Origin of the sequence: Peribacillus sp. NPDC097675 (genome assembly GCF_050277655.1) — a bacterium.
Lineage (GTDB): Bacteria > Bacillota > Bacilli > Bacillales > DSM-1321 > Peribacillus.
In genome coordinates this window covers 405,691-422,749 of the sequence record NZ_JBNNSK010000002.1, presented here as the reverse complement: position 1 = coordinate 422,749, position 17,059 = coordinate 405,691, and the positions used below count along the sequence as shown (strand labels likewise).

Sequence of the window (17,059 nt, the reverse complement as noted above, 5' to 3'; positions counted from 1 at the left end):
AAAAGATAGGGTTTTGATGAGAAAATTGGCTAAATAAACTTATATATAAAAGAAGGGGATTTTTACAACAGAGGCGAAAGTAAAAACAAGTGGAGAAAGGTGGGGGAATGTGGTACATTGAGATTAGAATGTGGGGGTAGTGGGTATGTTCATGGGAGAGTACCATCATAACATCGATATAAAAGGTCGTCTGATTGTCCCGGTGAAATTCAGGGACAACCTTGGGGAGCAATTTGTACTTACCCGCGGACTCGATCAGTGTTTATTTGGTTACCCTATGGATGAGTGGAAGCTATTAGAAGAAAAACTAAAAGCCCTACCTATAACCAAAAAAGATGCTCGTGCCTTTACCCGTTTTTTCTTTTCCGCTGCAACAGAATGCGAAATAGACAAACAAGGGCGAATTAATATTCCCACGCCGCTTACTTCATATGGCCAATTGGAAAAAGAATGTGTAATTCTTGGTGTTACCAATCGAATTGAGATTTGGAGCAAATCCCTTTGGGAAAACTATTTTTCAGCTTCAGAGGATTCTTTCGCTGAGATAGCAGAAAATATGATTGGCTTTGAAATTTAAGGCTGCCCTCGAATAGCGTGACTCAATTACCGATTGGAAGGATGTCTAACATGTTTCAACATACAACAGTGTTATTAAAAGAAACGGTTGATGGCTTGAACATCAAACCTGATGGAATTTATGTCGATTGTACTTTAGGAGGAGCAGGTCATAGCGAATACTTACTATCACAGCTTTCTGATAAAGGTAGATTATATGCTTTTGATCAGGATGAGACGGCCATTAAGAATGCTAAGGCCAAATTAGAAAGCTATGGAGACCGTGTCGTGCTCGTTCCTAATAATTTTAAATACCTACAAGAAGAGTTGAATGCTCGTGGTGTCGAAAAAGTGGATGGAATTCTTTATGATTTGGGTGTATCATCTCCACAATTAGATACGCCGGAACGTGGATTCAGTTACAATCATGATGCTCCATTGGATATGAGGATGGATCAAAGTGCCGCCACATCTGCATATGATGTTGTGAATTCATGGACATACCATGAATTGCTGAGAATCTTCTTCCAGTATGGAGAAGAGAAATTTTCGAAGCAAATTGCCCGGAAAATAGAAGCGGCCCGTGAAATAAAGCCGATTGAAACGACTTTTGAGTTGGTGGAGCTAATTAAAGAGGGAATTCCTGCTCCGGCACGACGCAAAGGCGGACATCCAGCGAAACGGGTTTTCCAAGCTATCCGAATTGCTGTAAATGATGAATTGGGAGTGTTTGAGGATTCTTTAGAACAAGCGATATCACTGTTGAACCCTGAAGGAAGAATTTCCGTGATTACTTTCCATTCATTGGAAGATCGCATTTGTAAAACGGTGTTTAAAAAAGCGAGTGCACTTCCGGATCTTCCACATGGACTTCCAATCATTCCTGAAGAGTTTAAACCGACCCTGAAATTGATTACGAGAAAACCGATACTACCTTCAGAAGAAGAGTTAGAAGGGAATAATCGTTCTCGTTCGGCCAAGTTAAGAATAGCCGAAAAACAATAAATATAGAAAAATAGAAAAGGGGGAGCATGAATGAGTGCCATAGCAAAAAAAGTACAAGAACAGCAATATGAACAACAACAGCATTTATCCCAACAAACTGTTGTCATCCGCAAAGCTAAAATATCAATTGGTGAAGTTGTCTTACTATGTGCCATTGCTATCATGATAACCTTTGCATGCGTGAAGATTGTCTCCAATCAAGCTGCCATATATGAAACGAACAAAGAAATTCAGCAAGTCGAAGCTACCATTGAAGAACAAGGAAAATTGAATGATGATTTAAAGGTGCAGGTCGACGAACTTAGTAGATATGAGCGGATTTGGGATATCGCTGCCAAAATGGGCCTAGGGCTGGATGATAATAACGTGAAGGTTGTGCAGAACTGATGCAGAAACAAAAAAATATGAAGCGTGGAGCAGCTGGATTATTCTTTGTATTCAGCCTGCTCTTCTTTGTATTAATCTGCCGCTTTTTATATATTGGAGTGACGGGTACAGCTGGAGGCGAGGTACTAGCTTCAAAAATTGACAAAAAATATGAAAAAGAACAAGTTATCGAAGCTAAACGGGGCAGTATCCTTGATACAAAGGGTGAAGTCATTGCAGTGGATACGTCCTCGTATATCCTGCGAGCCATCCTGAGCGAGAAAGAAACAGAGCATGTAAAAGACCCAGAGATGACTGCAAGTAAGCTTGCAAAATATATTGACATGGATGAACAGGCTATTTATGACCGTCTTATTAAAAAAGGGGCGTATCAGGTGGAATTTGGGAGAGCTGGGAAAGATCTTACCCAGGATACCAAACAGAAAATCGAAAAGTTGGAACTTCCAGGAATTACATTTGGAAGGACCAATAAACGTTTCTATCCAAATGGAATCTTTGCTTCTCATTTGATTGGATACGTAGAAAAAGATGAAGAAACCGAAGAGATGACCGGGAAATTTGGGATTGAAAAGTACCTCAATAAGGAGCTGCAAGAAACGGACGGGAAACTGACGTACGAAAGTGACTTTTGGGGACTAATCTTGCCAGGTGCGGAGGAAAAGGTTTCGGCCCCGAAAAATGGGAATAACGTCTCGCTGACAATCGATAAAAAAATTCAAACTTTCTTGGAAGATTCCATGAATAAAGTCCAGAAAAAGTACGAACCAAAACAAATCATTGCCATTGTTTCCAATCCCAAAACGGGGGAAATCTTGGCGATGGGACAAAGGCCTACTTTCCATCCGACGACGAAAGAGGGTCTTACGGATACTTGGCGCAACCTGGCGATTGAAGAAACGTATGAACCTGGATCTACCTTTAAAACCTTTACCCTTGCAGCAGCTGTAGAAGAAGGTGTCTTTAATCCAAATGATACTTTTACAACAGGTACATACAAAGCGGCAACAGGTTCCATAAACGACCATAGTGGAATCGAAAGAGGTAAGAGCATGACCTATCTTGAAGGAGTCCAACGATCCTCCAATGTCGCTTTTGCTACCCTTGCCATGGATAAAATGGGTGCGGATACCTTCCGTGATTATTTGACGAAATTCGGCTTTGATAAAAAGACAGGGATAGACCTGCCGAATGAGATTACAGGCAAGATACAATATAAGTACAAAATGGAAAAAGTAACTACCGCGTTTGGACAAGGGACAACGGTCACGCCTATCCAACAGATACAAGCAGCTTCAGCGGTGGCTAATGATGGAAAGATGATGCGACCATATGTTATTAAAAGCACATCCAATCAAGATAACGGGAAAGTGTTGAAAACGACAAAACCACAGGTGGCCGGTGAACCGATTTCGGCAGAGACTGCAAAACAAGTTCGCGAGTATTTAGAAACGGTCGTTTCAGCAGAAAAAGGAACGGGCAAGAAATATGCTATCGATGGTTATGAGGTAGCAGGGAAAACAGGAACTGCTCAAATTCCTGGTCCGAATGGAAAATACCTAACGGGTAAGGAAAACTATTATTTTTCATTCTTAGGGATGGCACCGGCAGATGATCCGCAACTTGTTGTCTACGTGGCGGTCAAACAGCCAAAGTTAGGTGACTCGTTTGTAGGAGCGGATCCACTTTCTGAAATCTTTAATCCAGTGATGCAAAATAGCCTGATGTATTTAAACATAAAACCTTCCGATCTAAAAAAACAGACAACTAACAAAATCGAAGACTATACGGATCAACCTATTCGTTCATCCGTTAAGGAATTGGAGAAGTTAGGGCTTGAAGTGGAACAGATCGGTAATGGACGGAAAATTCTCGATCAGTCGCCTAAAGCTGGAAGTACACTATTGCAAGGAGAAAAGATCATTCTCCGAACTGAAGGAGTAATGAAGGTTCCGGATATGACGGATTGGTCATTACGAGATGTCATGAAGGTAGCTAGCATTGCTAAGCTTGATCTGAATACCTCTGGTACAGGGTATGTGAGCAAACAGAGCCCTAAGCGCGGTACCAAGGTTAAAGAAGGTGACTCTTTCAAAGTCGAATTACAACAGCCTGAGAAATCGACTAAAGACTCAACGAAAAAAGAGACGAATGTAGAGTAAGGGAAAGGGGGACCCAATTGGGTCCCTCTTTTTCGTGCATTTTTTAGTCTAGCATCATATAGACAAGCATATATATTGAGCATGTATGAAATGGAGGTGCCTGTTTTTGCGTGTTTCTAATGTTACTGTCCGAAAACGGCTCGCAATCGCATTGGCAATAGGATTAGTCGTCTTTTTTATTATTGATATCCGCTTAGGAATCGTTCAGTTTTATTTAGGAGATAATTTGACAAGCCTGGCTAAGGATTCGTGGAGTAGGAATATTCCTTTTGAAGCCAAGCGCGGAGAGATCTTGGATCGAAATGGAGTGGAGTTGGCAACGAATATATCAGCCCCGACGGTATATGTCATCCCGAGACAAATTGAGAACCCAAGTGAGACTTCTGAACAGTTGGCTTCCATATTGAACATCACGAAGGAGAAAGCCTATCAATGGTTAACAAAACAGTCGATGAGTGCCAGAATTCCAGAAGGAAGAAAGATAACACATGAAAAGGCGAAGGAAATCAAGGCGTTAGGCATTAAAGGAGTCTATATTGCGGAGGATTCCAAGCGCCATTATCCATTCGGAGAATATTTGTCACATGTATTGGGTTTTACGGGCTCGGACAACCAGGGATTGATGGGAATCGAATTATCGTATGATAAAGAGCTTAATGGCAAAAGAGGATACGTGAAATTTTACTCTGATGCTAAAGGGAAAAGGCTCGAAAACATGGCAGATGACTTCAAGGCTCCCGTAGATGGGGATAACTTGAAACTGACGATTGATAGCAGAATTCAGACCATTGTAGAACGGGAATTAGATAATGCAGAGGCCACTTATGATCCGGATGGACTTATTGCTATTGCGATGGATCCAAAGACAGGAGAGATACTGGCCATGTCCAGCAGGCCAACTTTCGATCCAGCGAAATTTCAAGATGTACCTGCTGAAGTCTATAATCGTAATTTACCGGTTTGGAGTATTTATGAGCCGGGTTCGACTTTTAAGATTATTACGCTTGCAGCAGCACTTGAGGAAGGAAAAGTTAATCTTCAGAATGACCATTTCTATGACTCCGGACATGTGGAGGTTGCAGGATCTACATTGCATTGCTGGAAAAGCGGTGGTCATGGAGATCAATCTTTCCTAGAGGTGGTAGAAAACTCATGTAATCCGGGTTTCGTCGAGCTTGGTAACCGACTGGGCAAAGATAAGTTGTTCAAATATATCAACGACTTCGGTTTCGGTCAAAAAACGGGGATTGATTTGTCAGGGGAAGGAAGGGGAATCATGTTTAATATGGATCGTGTAGGTCCGGTTGAACAGGCCACAACCGCTTTTGGACAAGGGGTTGCCGTCACGCCTATCCAGCAGGTCACGGCTGTTTCGGCAGCTGTGAACGGGGGGACCTTGTATACCCCATATATTGCAAAAGAATTGGTTGACCCCAAAACGGGAGAAGTAGTAATGAGGAAGACACCACAAGCCAAGAAAAAGGTGATTTCCGAAGAAACTTCAAAAAAGGTCCGGGAAGCACTTGAATCCGTTGTAGCAAAAGGAAGCGGTAAGGGGGCGTTCGTCGAGTCGTACCGAGTGGGCGGGAAAACCGGGACGGCCCAAAAAGCCGAAAATGGAAGATATTTAGATAATAATTATATTCTCTCATTTATAGGTGTCGCCCCAGCCGACGATCCTCAAATCGTCGTCTATATCGCTGTAGACAATCCTAAAGGGACAGTTCAATTTGGCGGCGTGGTTGCTGCGCCAATCGTTGGGCATATCATGGAAGATTCACTAAGGGCAATGGGCGTCAAACCGAGAAAAAATCAGATTGAAAAGGAAAAGGTCTGGACCGATCCGGTGATGGTCGAGGTTCCGGATGTTGTCGGAATGAGTAAAAAAGAGCTCCAGACTCAACTTCTGGATCTTAGAATCGATTATGCAGGAAGTGGAAATAAAGTCATAAAACAGGCACCAGATGCAGGGGTGAAATTAAAAGAAGGATCAACAATTAGAATTTATCTTGGCGAACAAACAGAATAAGTATAAAATAAGAATAGTGAAAAGCGGCTGAAAACATCAGCCGCTTTGTTTACGGAGTCGATTAAACCCCGTATAATTAAAGCTGGTTTCTCGACAAGCCACATTTAATCACATATAATGAATCCTCAAATTAAGATGAGAGGGATGGAAAAATGAAGCTTCACGCATTACTATCTTATTTACACTCCTTGGATACGCATGAAGGAGTTAATCCGGAGATCACCTCCATTGAAAATGATAACCGTAAAGTGAAAGATGGAAGTTTATTTGTTTGTATAAAAGGTTATACAGTGGATGGTCATGATTTTGCCCAATCAGCCGTAGAGAATGGTGCTGCCGCTGTCATTGCTGAACGACCTTTGAACTTAAACGTACCTGTCATTGTAGTCCGTGATTCCAGTAGGGCCATGGCGGTTCTTGCAGATGCATTTTACGGTCATCCGACTCAAAAAATGCGCCTGATTGGTATTACTGGTACAAACGGAAAAACGACGACAAGCCATTTGCTTGAAAAGATTTTCGAAGATCAAAAGAAGAAAACGGGTTTGATCGGCACGATGTATACTAAAATCGTCGATAAAGTGTTTGAAACGAAGAATACGACCCCAGACAGTGTCACGCTTCAGAAGGCTTTTCATGATATGGCTGAAGCGGATGTCTCAACGGCCATCATGGAGGTTTCTTCGCATGCGCTCGAACTTGGTCGCGTACATGGATGTGATTACGATATTGCCGTATTCACGAACTTAACGCAAGATCATTTAGACTTTCATAAAACGATGGAGAGATACAAACATGCGAAATCATTGTTTTTCTCTCAATTAGGCAATGCCTACTTGGAAAATCGTCCTAAATACGCTGTTCTTAACGCTGATGATGAAGCAACAGCTGATTTTATTAAAGCAACAGCCGCGACAGTTGTTACATACGGAATTGATAAGGATGCAGATATTAGTGCCAGTGATATACAGATTAACGCACAAGGCACTACTTTTACTCTTACGGTAAGCAAAGAAATACGTAAAGTTAAGCTGCAGTTAATAGGGAAATTCAGTGTTTATAACGTCCTGGCCGCCATTAGCGCCGCCATATGTGCTGGTAATGACCTAGATGAGACCATCAAATCCATTGAATCAATAAAAGGCGTTGCTGGTCGTTTTGAGCTTATCTTGGCGAACCAGGATTTTCCGGTCATCGTCGACTATGCACACACACCGGACAGTCTTGAAAATGTTTTGAGGACAGTCGGTGAGTTTGCAAAAAACAAGATATTCGTGATTGTAGGTTGTGGCGGGGACCGGGATAAAACAAAACGGCCCATCATGGCAGCAATTGCCTGCAAATTGGCTACGGACCCGATCTTCACTTCTGATAACCCACGCAGTGAGGATGCTTTACAGATTCTTCGCGATATGGAAGCTGGGGTCGAAGGTGAAACATACACAGTTATTCAGGACCGAAGAGAAGCCATTGAATATGCCGTTTCAAAAGCTGAAACAGGCGATGTGATTTTAATCGCGGGAAAAGGGCATGAAACTTACCAATTGGTTGGTGACGCTGTACTTCATTTTGATGATCGTGAAGAAGCGAAAAAAGCAATTCAAACTAGATTGGGTGCCATTTAATACGTTTTAAAAGGACCCATCAAACAAAGAATAGCAACAAGGATAATGTATATTTGAATTGTGTTAGGAATGAGGGAGTAAGGAATGTTGGAACAAGTGATATTTTATACAATTTTGATGGCGTTTTTAGTAACCGTTCTTCTATCGCCCATCTTCATCCCATTTTTAAGAAGGTTGAAATTCGGGCAAAGTATCAGGGAAGAAGGCCCACAATCACATCTAAAGAAAACAGGAACACCCACAATGGGCGGGTTGGTGATATTATTATCCGTTACTATTGCTACATTAGTCATGACTTTGAAGTTTGCTGAACCATCTACTGAGACGTACCTATTATTATTTGTCACTTTAGGATTTGGCCTATTAGGATTCATGGATGATTTTATCAAGGTAGTCATGAAGCGAAATCTAGGACTGACATCAAAGCAGAAGCTTCTAGGTCAGATCGTAATTTCGGTCATTTTTTACTTCGTATTCAAACAAACTGACGTTTTTAACCCTGAATTGAGGATTCCAGGTACCGATTTTTCCATTGATTTTGGTTGGGCTTACCTGATTATCGTTATATTCTGGTTGGTAGGTTTCTCAAATGCAGTCAATTTGACGGACGGCTTGGATGGACTTGTTTCTGGAACGTCCGCTATTGCTTTTGGAGGATTTGCCATACTTGCATGGAGTCAGTCACAATACGATGTAGCGATATTTTCAGTGGCCGTTGTAGGGGCTGTCTTAGGCTTCCTTGTCTTCAATGCTCATCCTGCCAAGGTGTTTATGGGGGATACAGGATCTCTAGCATTGGGTGGAGCCATTGCAACGATTGCCCTGCTAACAAAACTTGAATTGCTACTTGTTATTATCGGTGGAGTTTTTGTCATTGAAACACTATCTGTCATTTTACAGGTAGGATCGTTTAAGCTTAGAGGTAAGCGTATTTTTAAAATGAGTCCGCTACATCACCATTATGAGCTTTCTGGCTGGTCGGAATGGCGTGTTGTCGTGACCTTTTGGACAGTAGGATTACTGTGTGCGGTACTCGGAATCTATTTAGAGGTGTGGATATAAATTGAATGAGACAGAAAAATATTCAGAGAAAAAAATATTAGTATTAGGTTTGGCTAAAAGCGGAGTTACGGCAGCTTCGCTTCTACATAGACTTGGAGCGTTCGTAACCGTCAATGATATGAAGCCGTTATCGGAAAACCCTGAAGCACAGGGCCTACTTGAACAAGGAATAAAAGTAATTTGTGGCAGCCATCCGATTGAGTTATTGGATGAGGGATTTGAATTGATTGTAAAAAACCCTGGTATACCTTATAGAAATCCACTGGTAAAAGGGGCCTTGGAGAAAGGGATTCCCGTAATCACTGAAGTTGAGCTGGCGTACCAAATCAGTGAAGCGCCATTTTTGGGGATCACGGGTACCAATGGGAAGACTACAACCACTACTTTGATATTTGAAATGATGAAAGCCGGTGAAAAGTCCCCACTAATTGCCGGAAATATCGGGACAGTTGCATCCGGAGTTGCTGAGAAGGCAACATCTGAAGACACAATTGTCATTGAGCTGTCATCATTCCAATTGATGGGCATAGAAGAATTCCGACCGGAAATCTCGATTGTAACGAATTTGTATGATGCCCACTTGGATTATCACAGTTCGAAGCAAGAATATGCTGAAGCGAAAGCGGCGATTACAAGAAATCAAAGAGCCTCGGATTTCATGATTTTCAATGCTGATCAAATAGACGTAGTAGCCATGACCAAGAAGACGAAGGCACAGCTTGTACCATTTTCTACAGAAGTGAAGCATGAGAACGGGGCTTATGTGGAAGATGGGGCCGTATATTTCCGCGGTGAAAAAGTAATTGATGTTACAGATATCGTTCTTCCTGGAAAACACAACTTGGAAAATGTGCTTGCGGCTATTTCCGCAGTGAAACTGAAAGGGGTAACCAATGAAGCGATTCAAACCGTTTTAACTACTTTCGGTGGCGTGGAGCATCGTCTACAATTTGTAGCGTCGATAGAAAAACGTAAATTTTATAATGATTCTAAAGCGACGAATATCCTTGCAGCTTCGAAGGCACTGACTTCATTTACCGAGCCGGTTATCTTACTGGCTGGCGGATTGGACCGAGGAAATGAATTTGATGAGTTAAAACCGGCTATGAAACACGTCAAGGCAGTTATCACGTTTGGGGAAACAGCAGAAAAAATTGAACGGATAGCCAAAGAATTAGGAATAACGAATATAAAACGTGTCGATAATGTAGTAAAGGCCGTACCTGTTGCTTTTGATTTATCAGAAGCAGGCGACTGTATCCTCCTCTCTCCGGCTTGTGCAAGCTGGGACCAATATAAAACTTTTGAACAAAGAGGGGACATGTTTATGGAGGCTGTGCATAAACTTAAGTAAGAGCTTTCGCAGAAGGAAGTGAACCTGCTTCTACGTTGACACCTTGGAAAAAAGCGATAATGAGCCGTTATCGCTTTTTTTTTGACTAAAGTGCTGCTAAATGTGGCACCGGTTAGTGCTTTATATTCGTACAGGCTCGAAAAACTTCCCAGAGGTGGATGTCCGTGCCATTAAAAAAATCCAATCCTGATCTTATTCTCATTATCGTTACCTTAAGCCTCTTGACTATAGGTTTAGTTATGGTTTACAGCGCCAGTGCAATTTGGGCAGATTATAAATTTGATGACTCCTTTTATTTTGCTAAAAGACAGTTGCTGTTTGCCTGTGTAGGAGTCGTTGCCATGTTCTTCATCATGAATGTCGACTACTGGACATGGCGTACGTGGGCCAAGTTGCTCATTATTATCTGCTTTATCTTACTGTTGGCTGTACTGGTGCCGGGTATCGGGATGGCGAGAAATGGTTCCCGGAGTTGGATCGGTGTAGGAGCTTTCTCGGTTCAGCCATCTGAATTCATGAAACTCGCGATGATTGCTTTTTTGGCCAAGTTCTTATCTGAAAGGCAAAAACTGATCACTTCCTTTAAAAAAGGGATGATGCCATCGTTGGGCATTGTATTTTTAGCGTTTGGGCTTATCATGTTACAACCTGATTTAGGGACAGGGACGGTGATGATAGGAACGTGCATCGTGATGATTTTCATTTCAGGTGCACGGATCAGCCATTTTGTTGGACTGGGGCTAATTGGGGTGGCCGGGTTTGTAGGCCTCATTTTATCGGCTCCGTATAGGATAAAGCGTATCACCTCCTTTCTTGATCCTTGGGAAGACCCACTTGGAAGCGGGTTTCAAATGATTCAATCGTTTTATGCGATTGGACCAGGTGGATTGTTCGGACTAGGGTTAGGACAAAGTCGGCAGAAGTTTTTCTATTTACCAGAACCGCAAACTGACTTTATTTTTGCGATATTATCTGAGGAACTAGGTTTCATCGGTGGGTCCCTCGTTATATTATTATTCGCTCTCATGCTTTGGCGTGGAATTCGAATCGCACTTGGGGCACCTGACTTATATGGAAGCCTGGTGGCAGTGGGAATTATCGCTATGGTAGCTATTCAAGTTATGATTAATATTGGTGTTGTCACTGGTTTGATGCCGGTTACCGGTATTACCTTGCCCCTTTTAAGTTATGGTGGGTCTTCCTTGACGCTCATGTTGATGGCCATAGGGGTACTGCTGAATATTAGCCGTTATTCGAGATTTTAAAAGCAGAACGGTATGCATTTACAAACAAAAAAAGGAAGTCCGGATTTAATGCCGGACTTCCTTTTTTTGTTATGATTGCTTAATTGAAACAGGTTCTGGTTCTCCGTATGGCTAGCTATCTAGGCAATTTGAAAAAAATGAAACGCTACTTAAATATTACCATGTATGAATGTAAGGATATCTTCAATAAATATTGGCAATGCGGCATTGTTTAGACTATAGTATAAGAGGGTTAAACCGAAGAGGCACTTACCCTTTCTCATTTTCAAGCTTTATTATAATAGTGTTATCGATATTGCCTAATTAGAGACCTCATTTGGGTGAGGAAATGGAACTTATAATGATGGAATCTAGGAACAACAAGGAGGTTTATCGTGGATAAAGTGATAAAACAATTATCAGAAATGCAAATCGGTAAGCTGCTCGAAAAGGAGCCACTTGCTAATCATACAACAATGAAAATTGGCGGGCCGGCAGATATATTCATCGAGCCATCCTCTGTTGAAAGCATTGAAAAAGCAATGAAGGTTATCAAGGAGAATAATTTACCATGGAGAGTAATTGGAAGAGGTTCGAACCTCCTTGTCAGCGATGAAGGTATTGATGGTGTGGTATTAAAATTAGCTAAAGGGCTGGATCATCTTAATATCAATGGAACCGAAGTGACGGCTGGCGCAGGTGTATCCCTTGTGAATTTATCAGTTCAGATTAGTAAAAAGGGATATGCTGGATTAGAGTTTGCCAGTGGAATTCCAGGTTCCGTTGGGGGAGCAGTTTACATGAATGCAGGCGCACACGGTTCCGATATGAGTGCGATTCTTAGGGAGGCTCATGTTTTATTCGAAGATGGAACATTGTCTTGGCTTTCTAAGGAGGAAATGGAGTTTTCGTATCGAACTTCTTTACTTCAAAAGAAAAAATCTGGAATTGTACTCGAAGCCATTTTTCAATTTAAAGAAGGCAATAGAAGTGAGATTGTCGAAAGAATGCAGAATAACAAAAACTATCGTAAAGATACCCAGCCATACAATTTGCCATGTGCAGGAAGTATTTTTAGAAATCCACTCCCAATTCATGCAGGAAAGTTAGTGGAAGATGCTGGTCTAAAGGGTCATTCAATCGGAGGAGCTCAAATTTCTCCGATGCATGGTAACTTCATTGTCAACACCGGTGAGGGAAGTGCGGCTGATGTTCAAGCTTTGATACAACATGTCAAAGATACGGTATATAGTAAGTTCGAAATTGACTTAGAAACAGAAGTGGAATTCATTGGGAGACAACAATAGGATATTCTTTTTTATATCCAATTATTGTGGTATAATATGTTGCTTGAAAAATTCTACTACATTACTTTGCGAGTGTCACGAATCATCCACTTTTTTTAGGGAGAGGTGAAAAAGATGGAAAAGGGGAAAATCGTTTCCATTGAGGACCGCATTCCTAAGTTAAAACAAATAAGAAAGAGCAAAGCGAATAAAAGACTTGTTCTTTTGCTTTCCCTTTTCTTCATTCTGGTTGCATGTGTGTTATATTTTTTATCCCCATTAAGCTATGTGAAGTCCATAAAGGTGGAGGGAAATCAATATATTACTTCCAAGCAAATCATTAAGTTGAGCAATATAAAAAAAGATCGAAGTATCTGGAAAGTCGACACAGGAGAGACTGCCGCTAACATTAAAAGGATTCCTGATATAAAAAGTGCCAGTGTTGTACCTGTTTTCCCTAATTCCGTAAAAATAACGGTTTCTGAGCATACCAGAATTGCTTATTTATCCATTGACGGGAAGTTTGCCCCAATTTTGGAAAATGGTAATATTTTAAAAGAGTTAGAGAGCGGAGAAAATCCAGTATTTGCCCCTGTTTTAATTGGTTTCAAAGAGGGTAAAGCATTAAAGTTACTTTTGCATGAACTAGACAAACTACCTGTAGAAATACAGAATGCTATTTCGGAAATTCATCATGATCCTACTAAAACGGATAATTATCATATTGTTATGTATATGAATGATGGATATGAGGTAAGTGCTACAAGTCGTACATTATCTGAAAAAATGATTCATTATCCTTCCATTGTTAGCCAATTGGATCCAGCGGTAAAAGGAGTCATAGATTTAGAGGTCGGTTCGTACTTTAAAGCCTTTAATAAGCCTGAAGAAAAGGAAGATAAAACCGATAACGAGTAAGCCAAAAAGCTTGTAGGTCAAGAAGTACGATGCAATTAAAGGAACTCTTGCAAGGTTAATACTAACATAGAAAAAGACAAGTACAGGAGTACCGCATGTGGCACTGTGTTAGAAATCATGGGAATTTGGATGTATATCCTGTATGGTCTCCAAATGATTATGCTTTTTGTTCATACAGTGCTGGAAAAAGTACCTTCAAGAACTATACATAAAAGGCCGGTAGCAACTCTTTGGGGAAGAAGAATCGCCCCTAACTGTCCGGTTTTCCTGGATAATCCGGTATTTTGAACATCATCATGTCTTTGTAGCCTCTTTTGCATGCTATTTGATTGTAGATGAGGGATTTTGCTTATTTATCGCTTGATGAATTTGCATTGGTACCGTTATCTTAGTTTTATCTGTAAGTTTGGCTTTTCTAGGTGTACAACTTGGTGTAGACTTGTATTTAGTTGAAATCTCTGTATATTACGTGAGAAACTTCAAAATACGTTTAAAATTGGATGAGGCTGTTCGGCAAATGATTTTTTCTGGAAAAAATAGAAAATATCTTTATTATTAGAGGGAATTGCAGGATAAATGCCGAATAGATTAAGTCAGTATTAAGTTTTTACGAAGAACATCTAGATACCAAGAAACGAACGATAACTATTATAAAGATTGTAAACCTACGAGTTTTCTCTTAATAATATGAGATGACACTTTATTATAATATTAGCGAGTTGTAATTAGGTCTGTTATTCTTAAATGAATAGGTATTTTGATATGATAATGCTATTCTACTAATATATGTATAAAACTGAAGGAGGTGCCATGGAATGAACAGCAACGAAATATACGTAAGTCTTGACATCGGTACATCCAGTGTAAAAGTTATCATTGGGGAAATGGTCAATGACACATTAAATATCATCGGCGTAGGAAATGTAAAATCTGAAGGGCTTAAAAAAGGCTCGATTGTCGACATAGATGAAACTGTACAATCCATTCAAAAGGCTGTAAAGCAAGCTGAACGAATGATTGGAATGGAAATCAAAAAAGTGATTGTCGGTATCAGTGGGAATCACGTTACGCTTCAACCTTGCCATGGAGTGGTAGCAGTATCTAGTGAAAATAAAGAGATTATCGAACATGATGTATTTCGTGTTCGGGAAGCAGCGGAGCTAGTTACGATACCATCAGATCGTGAAATTATCGATGTTGTGCCGATTCATTACAAAGTTGATGAGTTGGATGAGATCAGCGATCCAAGAGGCATGATTGGCGTTCGTTTAGAAATGAGAGGAATTTTAATTACAGGTCTACGGACTATCTTACATAATTCCCTTCGGTGTGTGGAAAGGGCAGGTTTAGAAATAACAGATATTGCTCTTCAACCATTAGCAGCAGGTGGGCTAGTTTTATCTAAGGATGAAAAGGAATTGGGGGTAGCACTTGTCGATATCGGAGGAGGTTCCACTACTCTAGCGATTTTCGAGCAAGGCTATTTACAATATACTTCCGTGATTCCTATTGGCGGGGAGACACTTACAAAGGATCTCTCCATTGTTCTTAGGACCACTATGGAGGATGCAGAAAAAATCAAGATTAAACATGGGCATGCCTTTTATGATGATGCGTCAGAAGACGAAGTATTTCAAATACCAATCATCGGTAGTGATCAACAACAACCGTGTAACCAGCTAATGCTCTCAGACATTATTGAGGCGAGGTTAACCGAAATTTTCGAGTTAATACAAGATGATTTGAGAAGACTAGGTTTCCAGGAAGTACCGGGAGGGTTTGTGTTGACCGGTGGTGTCGTGAAGATGCCAGGAGTTCTGGAGCTTGCTCAATATGTCTTCCAAAACCGCGTAAGGACAGCCGAACCAAATTATATTGGTGTCAGAGAACCCCAATATACGACAGCGGTCGGTCTGATTAAACACGCATGTAAGAAAGAGAGAATGCAAAAAAACACCATAAATAAAACTCCTGTAACGGCTGGTCAGGTAACTGAAAATAGTGATCAGCGGAGCCAAAAGTCCTCTCAGAAACATAAAGAGAATACGGCTAAAAAACAAGGTGAAAAAGGTGAATCGAAATTCAAAAAAATCTTGGGTTACTTTTTTGAATAAAAACAAAAAATCGGGAATTTCGTCAAAATAGGAGGATTGTCATGTTGGAGTTTGATTCTAATTTAGAACAATTAGCAACGATAAAGGTTATAGGTGTTGGCGGCGGCGGTAACAATGCGGTAAACAGAATGATAGAACATGGCGTACAAGGTGTCGAATTCATTTCGGTCAATACTGATGCGCAGGCTCTTAACCTATCAAAAGCAGAAGTTAAAATGCAAATTGGCGGCAAACTTACAAGAGGCTTGGGTGCTGGTGCAAACCCTGAGGTTGGTAAAAAAGCTGCAGAAGAAAGCAAAGAGCAAATCGAAGAAGCGCTAAAAGGTGCTGATATGGTTTTCGTAACAGCTGGAATGGGCGGCGGAACTGGTACAGGTGCTGCTCCTGTAATCGCGGGTATTGCTAAAGATTTAGGTGCACTTACAGTTGGTGTCGTTACACGTCCTTTCACATTCGAAGGGCGTAAAAGGGCAACACAAGCACAAGGTGGAATTGCTTCCATGAAAGAATCGGTCGATACGCTTATCGTCATTCCAAACGACCGACTTCTTGAAATTGTTGATAAAAGTACACCTATGCTTGAAGCATTCCGCGAAGCAGATAATGTTCTCCGTCAAGGGGTACAGGGGATTTCAGATTTAATTGCTGTCCCTGGTCTCATTAACTTGGATTTTGCCGACGTTAAGACAATCATGTCAAACCGTGGGTCAGCTCTTATGGGCATCGGGATTTCCTCTGGGGAAAACCGTGCTGCCGAAGCAGCTAAAAAAGCGATTTCCAGTCCATTACTTGAAACTTCCATCGATGGGGCTCAAGGTGTACTGTTGAACATTACCGGTGGAACTAACCTTAGCCTATTCGAAGTACAAGAGGCAGCTGATATTGTGGCTACCGCTTCGGATCAAGAGGTAAACATGATTTTCGGTTCGGTCATTAACGAAAACTTAAAAGACGAAATTGTCGTTACGGTTATTGCGACAGGCTTTACCGAAGCTGAAACTTCCATGCGAGCTCCGGGCCGTTCGACGCTTGGACAACAACAACAGCAAACTAGACCTCAAACACAAACGCCTACACCTAGTGTGAATCGTGAAGTGAAGAGAGAAGAAGTGAATGAACAGCCTGCAAGAAATAATAATCAAGGCCAAGGTGAAGAGGCGTTGGATATTCCAACCTTCCTTCGCAACCGTAATAGAAGGCGATGATTTCAAAAAAAGACCGTTCCCCATGGGAGCGGTCTTTTTTTGTTCTAATCGGAAATTAACTGGATGGGAATTTTCTTAACTTACAGAGCACTTACATAGTCTTCTCAGGTCCTAAG

At 41.1% G+C, this 17,059-nt stretch carries 13 protein-coding genes; all 13 read left to right on the top strand.

The window, feature by feature from the left end:
* The first annotated feature begins 145 nt into the window (after nucleotides 1-145).
* A complete protein-coding gene (mraZ, locus tag ACQKL5_RS05255; protein WP_402968324.1) occupies nucleotides 146-577 on the top strand; it encodes a division/cell wall cluster transcriptional repressor MraZ in 432 nt (143 codons plus the stop codon).
* Nucleotides 578-627: 50 nt separating this feature from the next.
* The gene (gene rsmH / locus ACQKL5_RS05250) at nucleotides 628-1,560 is read left to right on the top strand and encodes a 16S rRNA (cytosine(1402)-N(4))-methyltransferase RsmH (protein WP_427606952.1); all 933 of its coding nucleotides are present in this window, start codon (nucleotides 628-630) and stop codon (nucleotides 1,558-1,560) included.
* Between the two features lie 30 nt (nucleotides 1,561-1,590).
* Nucleotides 1,591-1,947 carry a cell division protein FtsL gene (gene ftsL / locus ACQKL5_RS05245; protein WP_427606951.1) on the top strand — a complete coding sequence of 119 codons (357 nt, stop codon included), beginning with the start codon at nucleotides 1,591-1,593 and terminating at the stop codon, nucleotides 1,945-1,947.
* Nucleotides 1,947-4,106, top strand: coding sequence for a penicillin-binding protein (locus tag ACQKL5_RS05240; protein WP_427606950.1), 2,160 nt, complete (start codon nucleotides 1,947-1,949; stop codon nucleotides 4,104-4,106). Before ftsL ends, ACQKL5_RS05240 begins: the two co-directional genes overlap by 1 nt.
* A gap of 106 nt (nucleotides 4,107-4,212) precedes the next feature.
* Nucleotides 4,213-6,135, top strand: a complete 1,923-nt coding sequence (locus tag ACQKL5_RS05235; protein ID WP_427606949.1) for a stage V sporulation protein D — start codon at nucleotides 4,213-4,215, stop codon at nucleotides 6,133-6,135.
* A gap of 152 nt (nucleotides 6,136-6,287) precedes the next feature.
* On the top strand, nucleotides 6,288-7,760 hold the full coding sequence (locus tag ACQKL5_RS05230; RefSeq protein WP_427606948.1) for a UDP-N-acetylmuramoyl-L-alanyl-D-glutamate--2,6-diaminopimelate ligase: 1,473 nt from the start codon (nucleotides 6,288-6,290) through the stop codon (nucleotides 7,758-7,760).
* 84 nt (nucleotides 7,761-7,844) lie between these two features.
* Nucleotides 7,845-8,822 (top strand): phospho-N-acetylmuramoyl-pentapeptide-transferase, encoded by a 978-nt coding sequence (gene mraY / locus ACQKL5_RS05225; protein WP_427606947.1) that lies wholly within the window; start codon nucleotides 7,845-7,847, stop codon nucleotides 8,820-8,822.
* Between the two features lies 1 nt (nucleotide 8,823).
* On the top strand, nucleotides 8,824-10,176 hold the full coding sequence (murD, locus tag ACQKL5_RS05220; protein ID WP_427606946.1) for a UDP-N-acetylmuramoyl-L-alanine--D-glutamate ligase: 1,353 nt from the start codon (nucleotides 8,824-8,826) through the stop codon (nucleotides 10,174-10,176).
* Nucleotides 10,177-10,340: 164 nt separating this feature from the next.
* On the top strand, nucleotides 10,341-11,441 hold the full coding sequence (gene spoVE / locus ACQKL5_RS05215) for a stage V sporulation protein E (protein WP_427606945.1): 1,101 nt from the start codon (nucleotides 10,341-10,343) through the stop codon (nucleotides 11,439-11,441).
* A 374-nt stretch (nucleotides 11,442-11,815) separates the two neighbouring features.
* Nucleotides 11,816-12,727, top strand: coding sequence for a UDP-N-acetylmuramate dehydrogenase (gene murB / locus ACQKL5_RS05210; RefSeq protein ID WP_427606944.1), 912 nt, complete (start codon nucleotides 11,816-11,818; stop codon nucleotides 12,725-12,727).
* A gap of 114 nt (nucleotides 12,728-12,841) precedes the next feature.
* On the top strand, nucleotides 12,842-13,624 hold the full coding sequence (locus ACQKL5_RS05205) for a cell division protein FtsQ/DivIB (RefSeq protein WP_427606943.1): 783 nt from the start codon (nucleotides 12,842-12,844) through the stop codon (nucleotides 13,622-13,624).
* An 815-nt stretch (nucleotides 13,625-14,439) separates the two neighbouring features.
* Complete coding sequence (ftsA, locus tag ACQKL5_RS05200; RefSeq protein WP_427606942.1) at nucleotides 14,440-15,738, top strand: cell division protein FtsA; 1,299 nt, start codon at nucleotides 14,440-14,442, stop codon at nucleotides 15,736-15,738.
* Nucleotides 15,739-15,779: 41 nt separating this feature from the next.
* Nucleotides 15,780-16,943 carry a cell division protein FtsZ gene (gene ftsZ / locus ACQKL5_RS05195; protein WP_427606941.1) on the top strand — a complete coding sequence of 388 codons (1,164 nt, stop codon included), beginning with the start codon at nucleotides 15,780-15,782 and terminating at the stop codon, nucleotides 16,941-16,943.
* Nucleotides 16,944-17,059 lie beyond the last annotated feature (116 nt).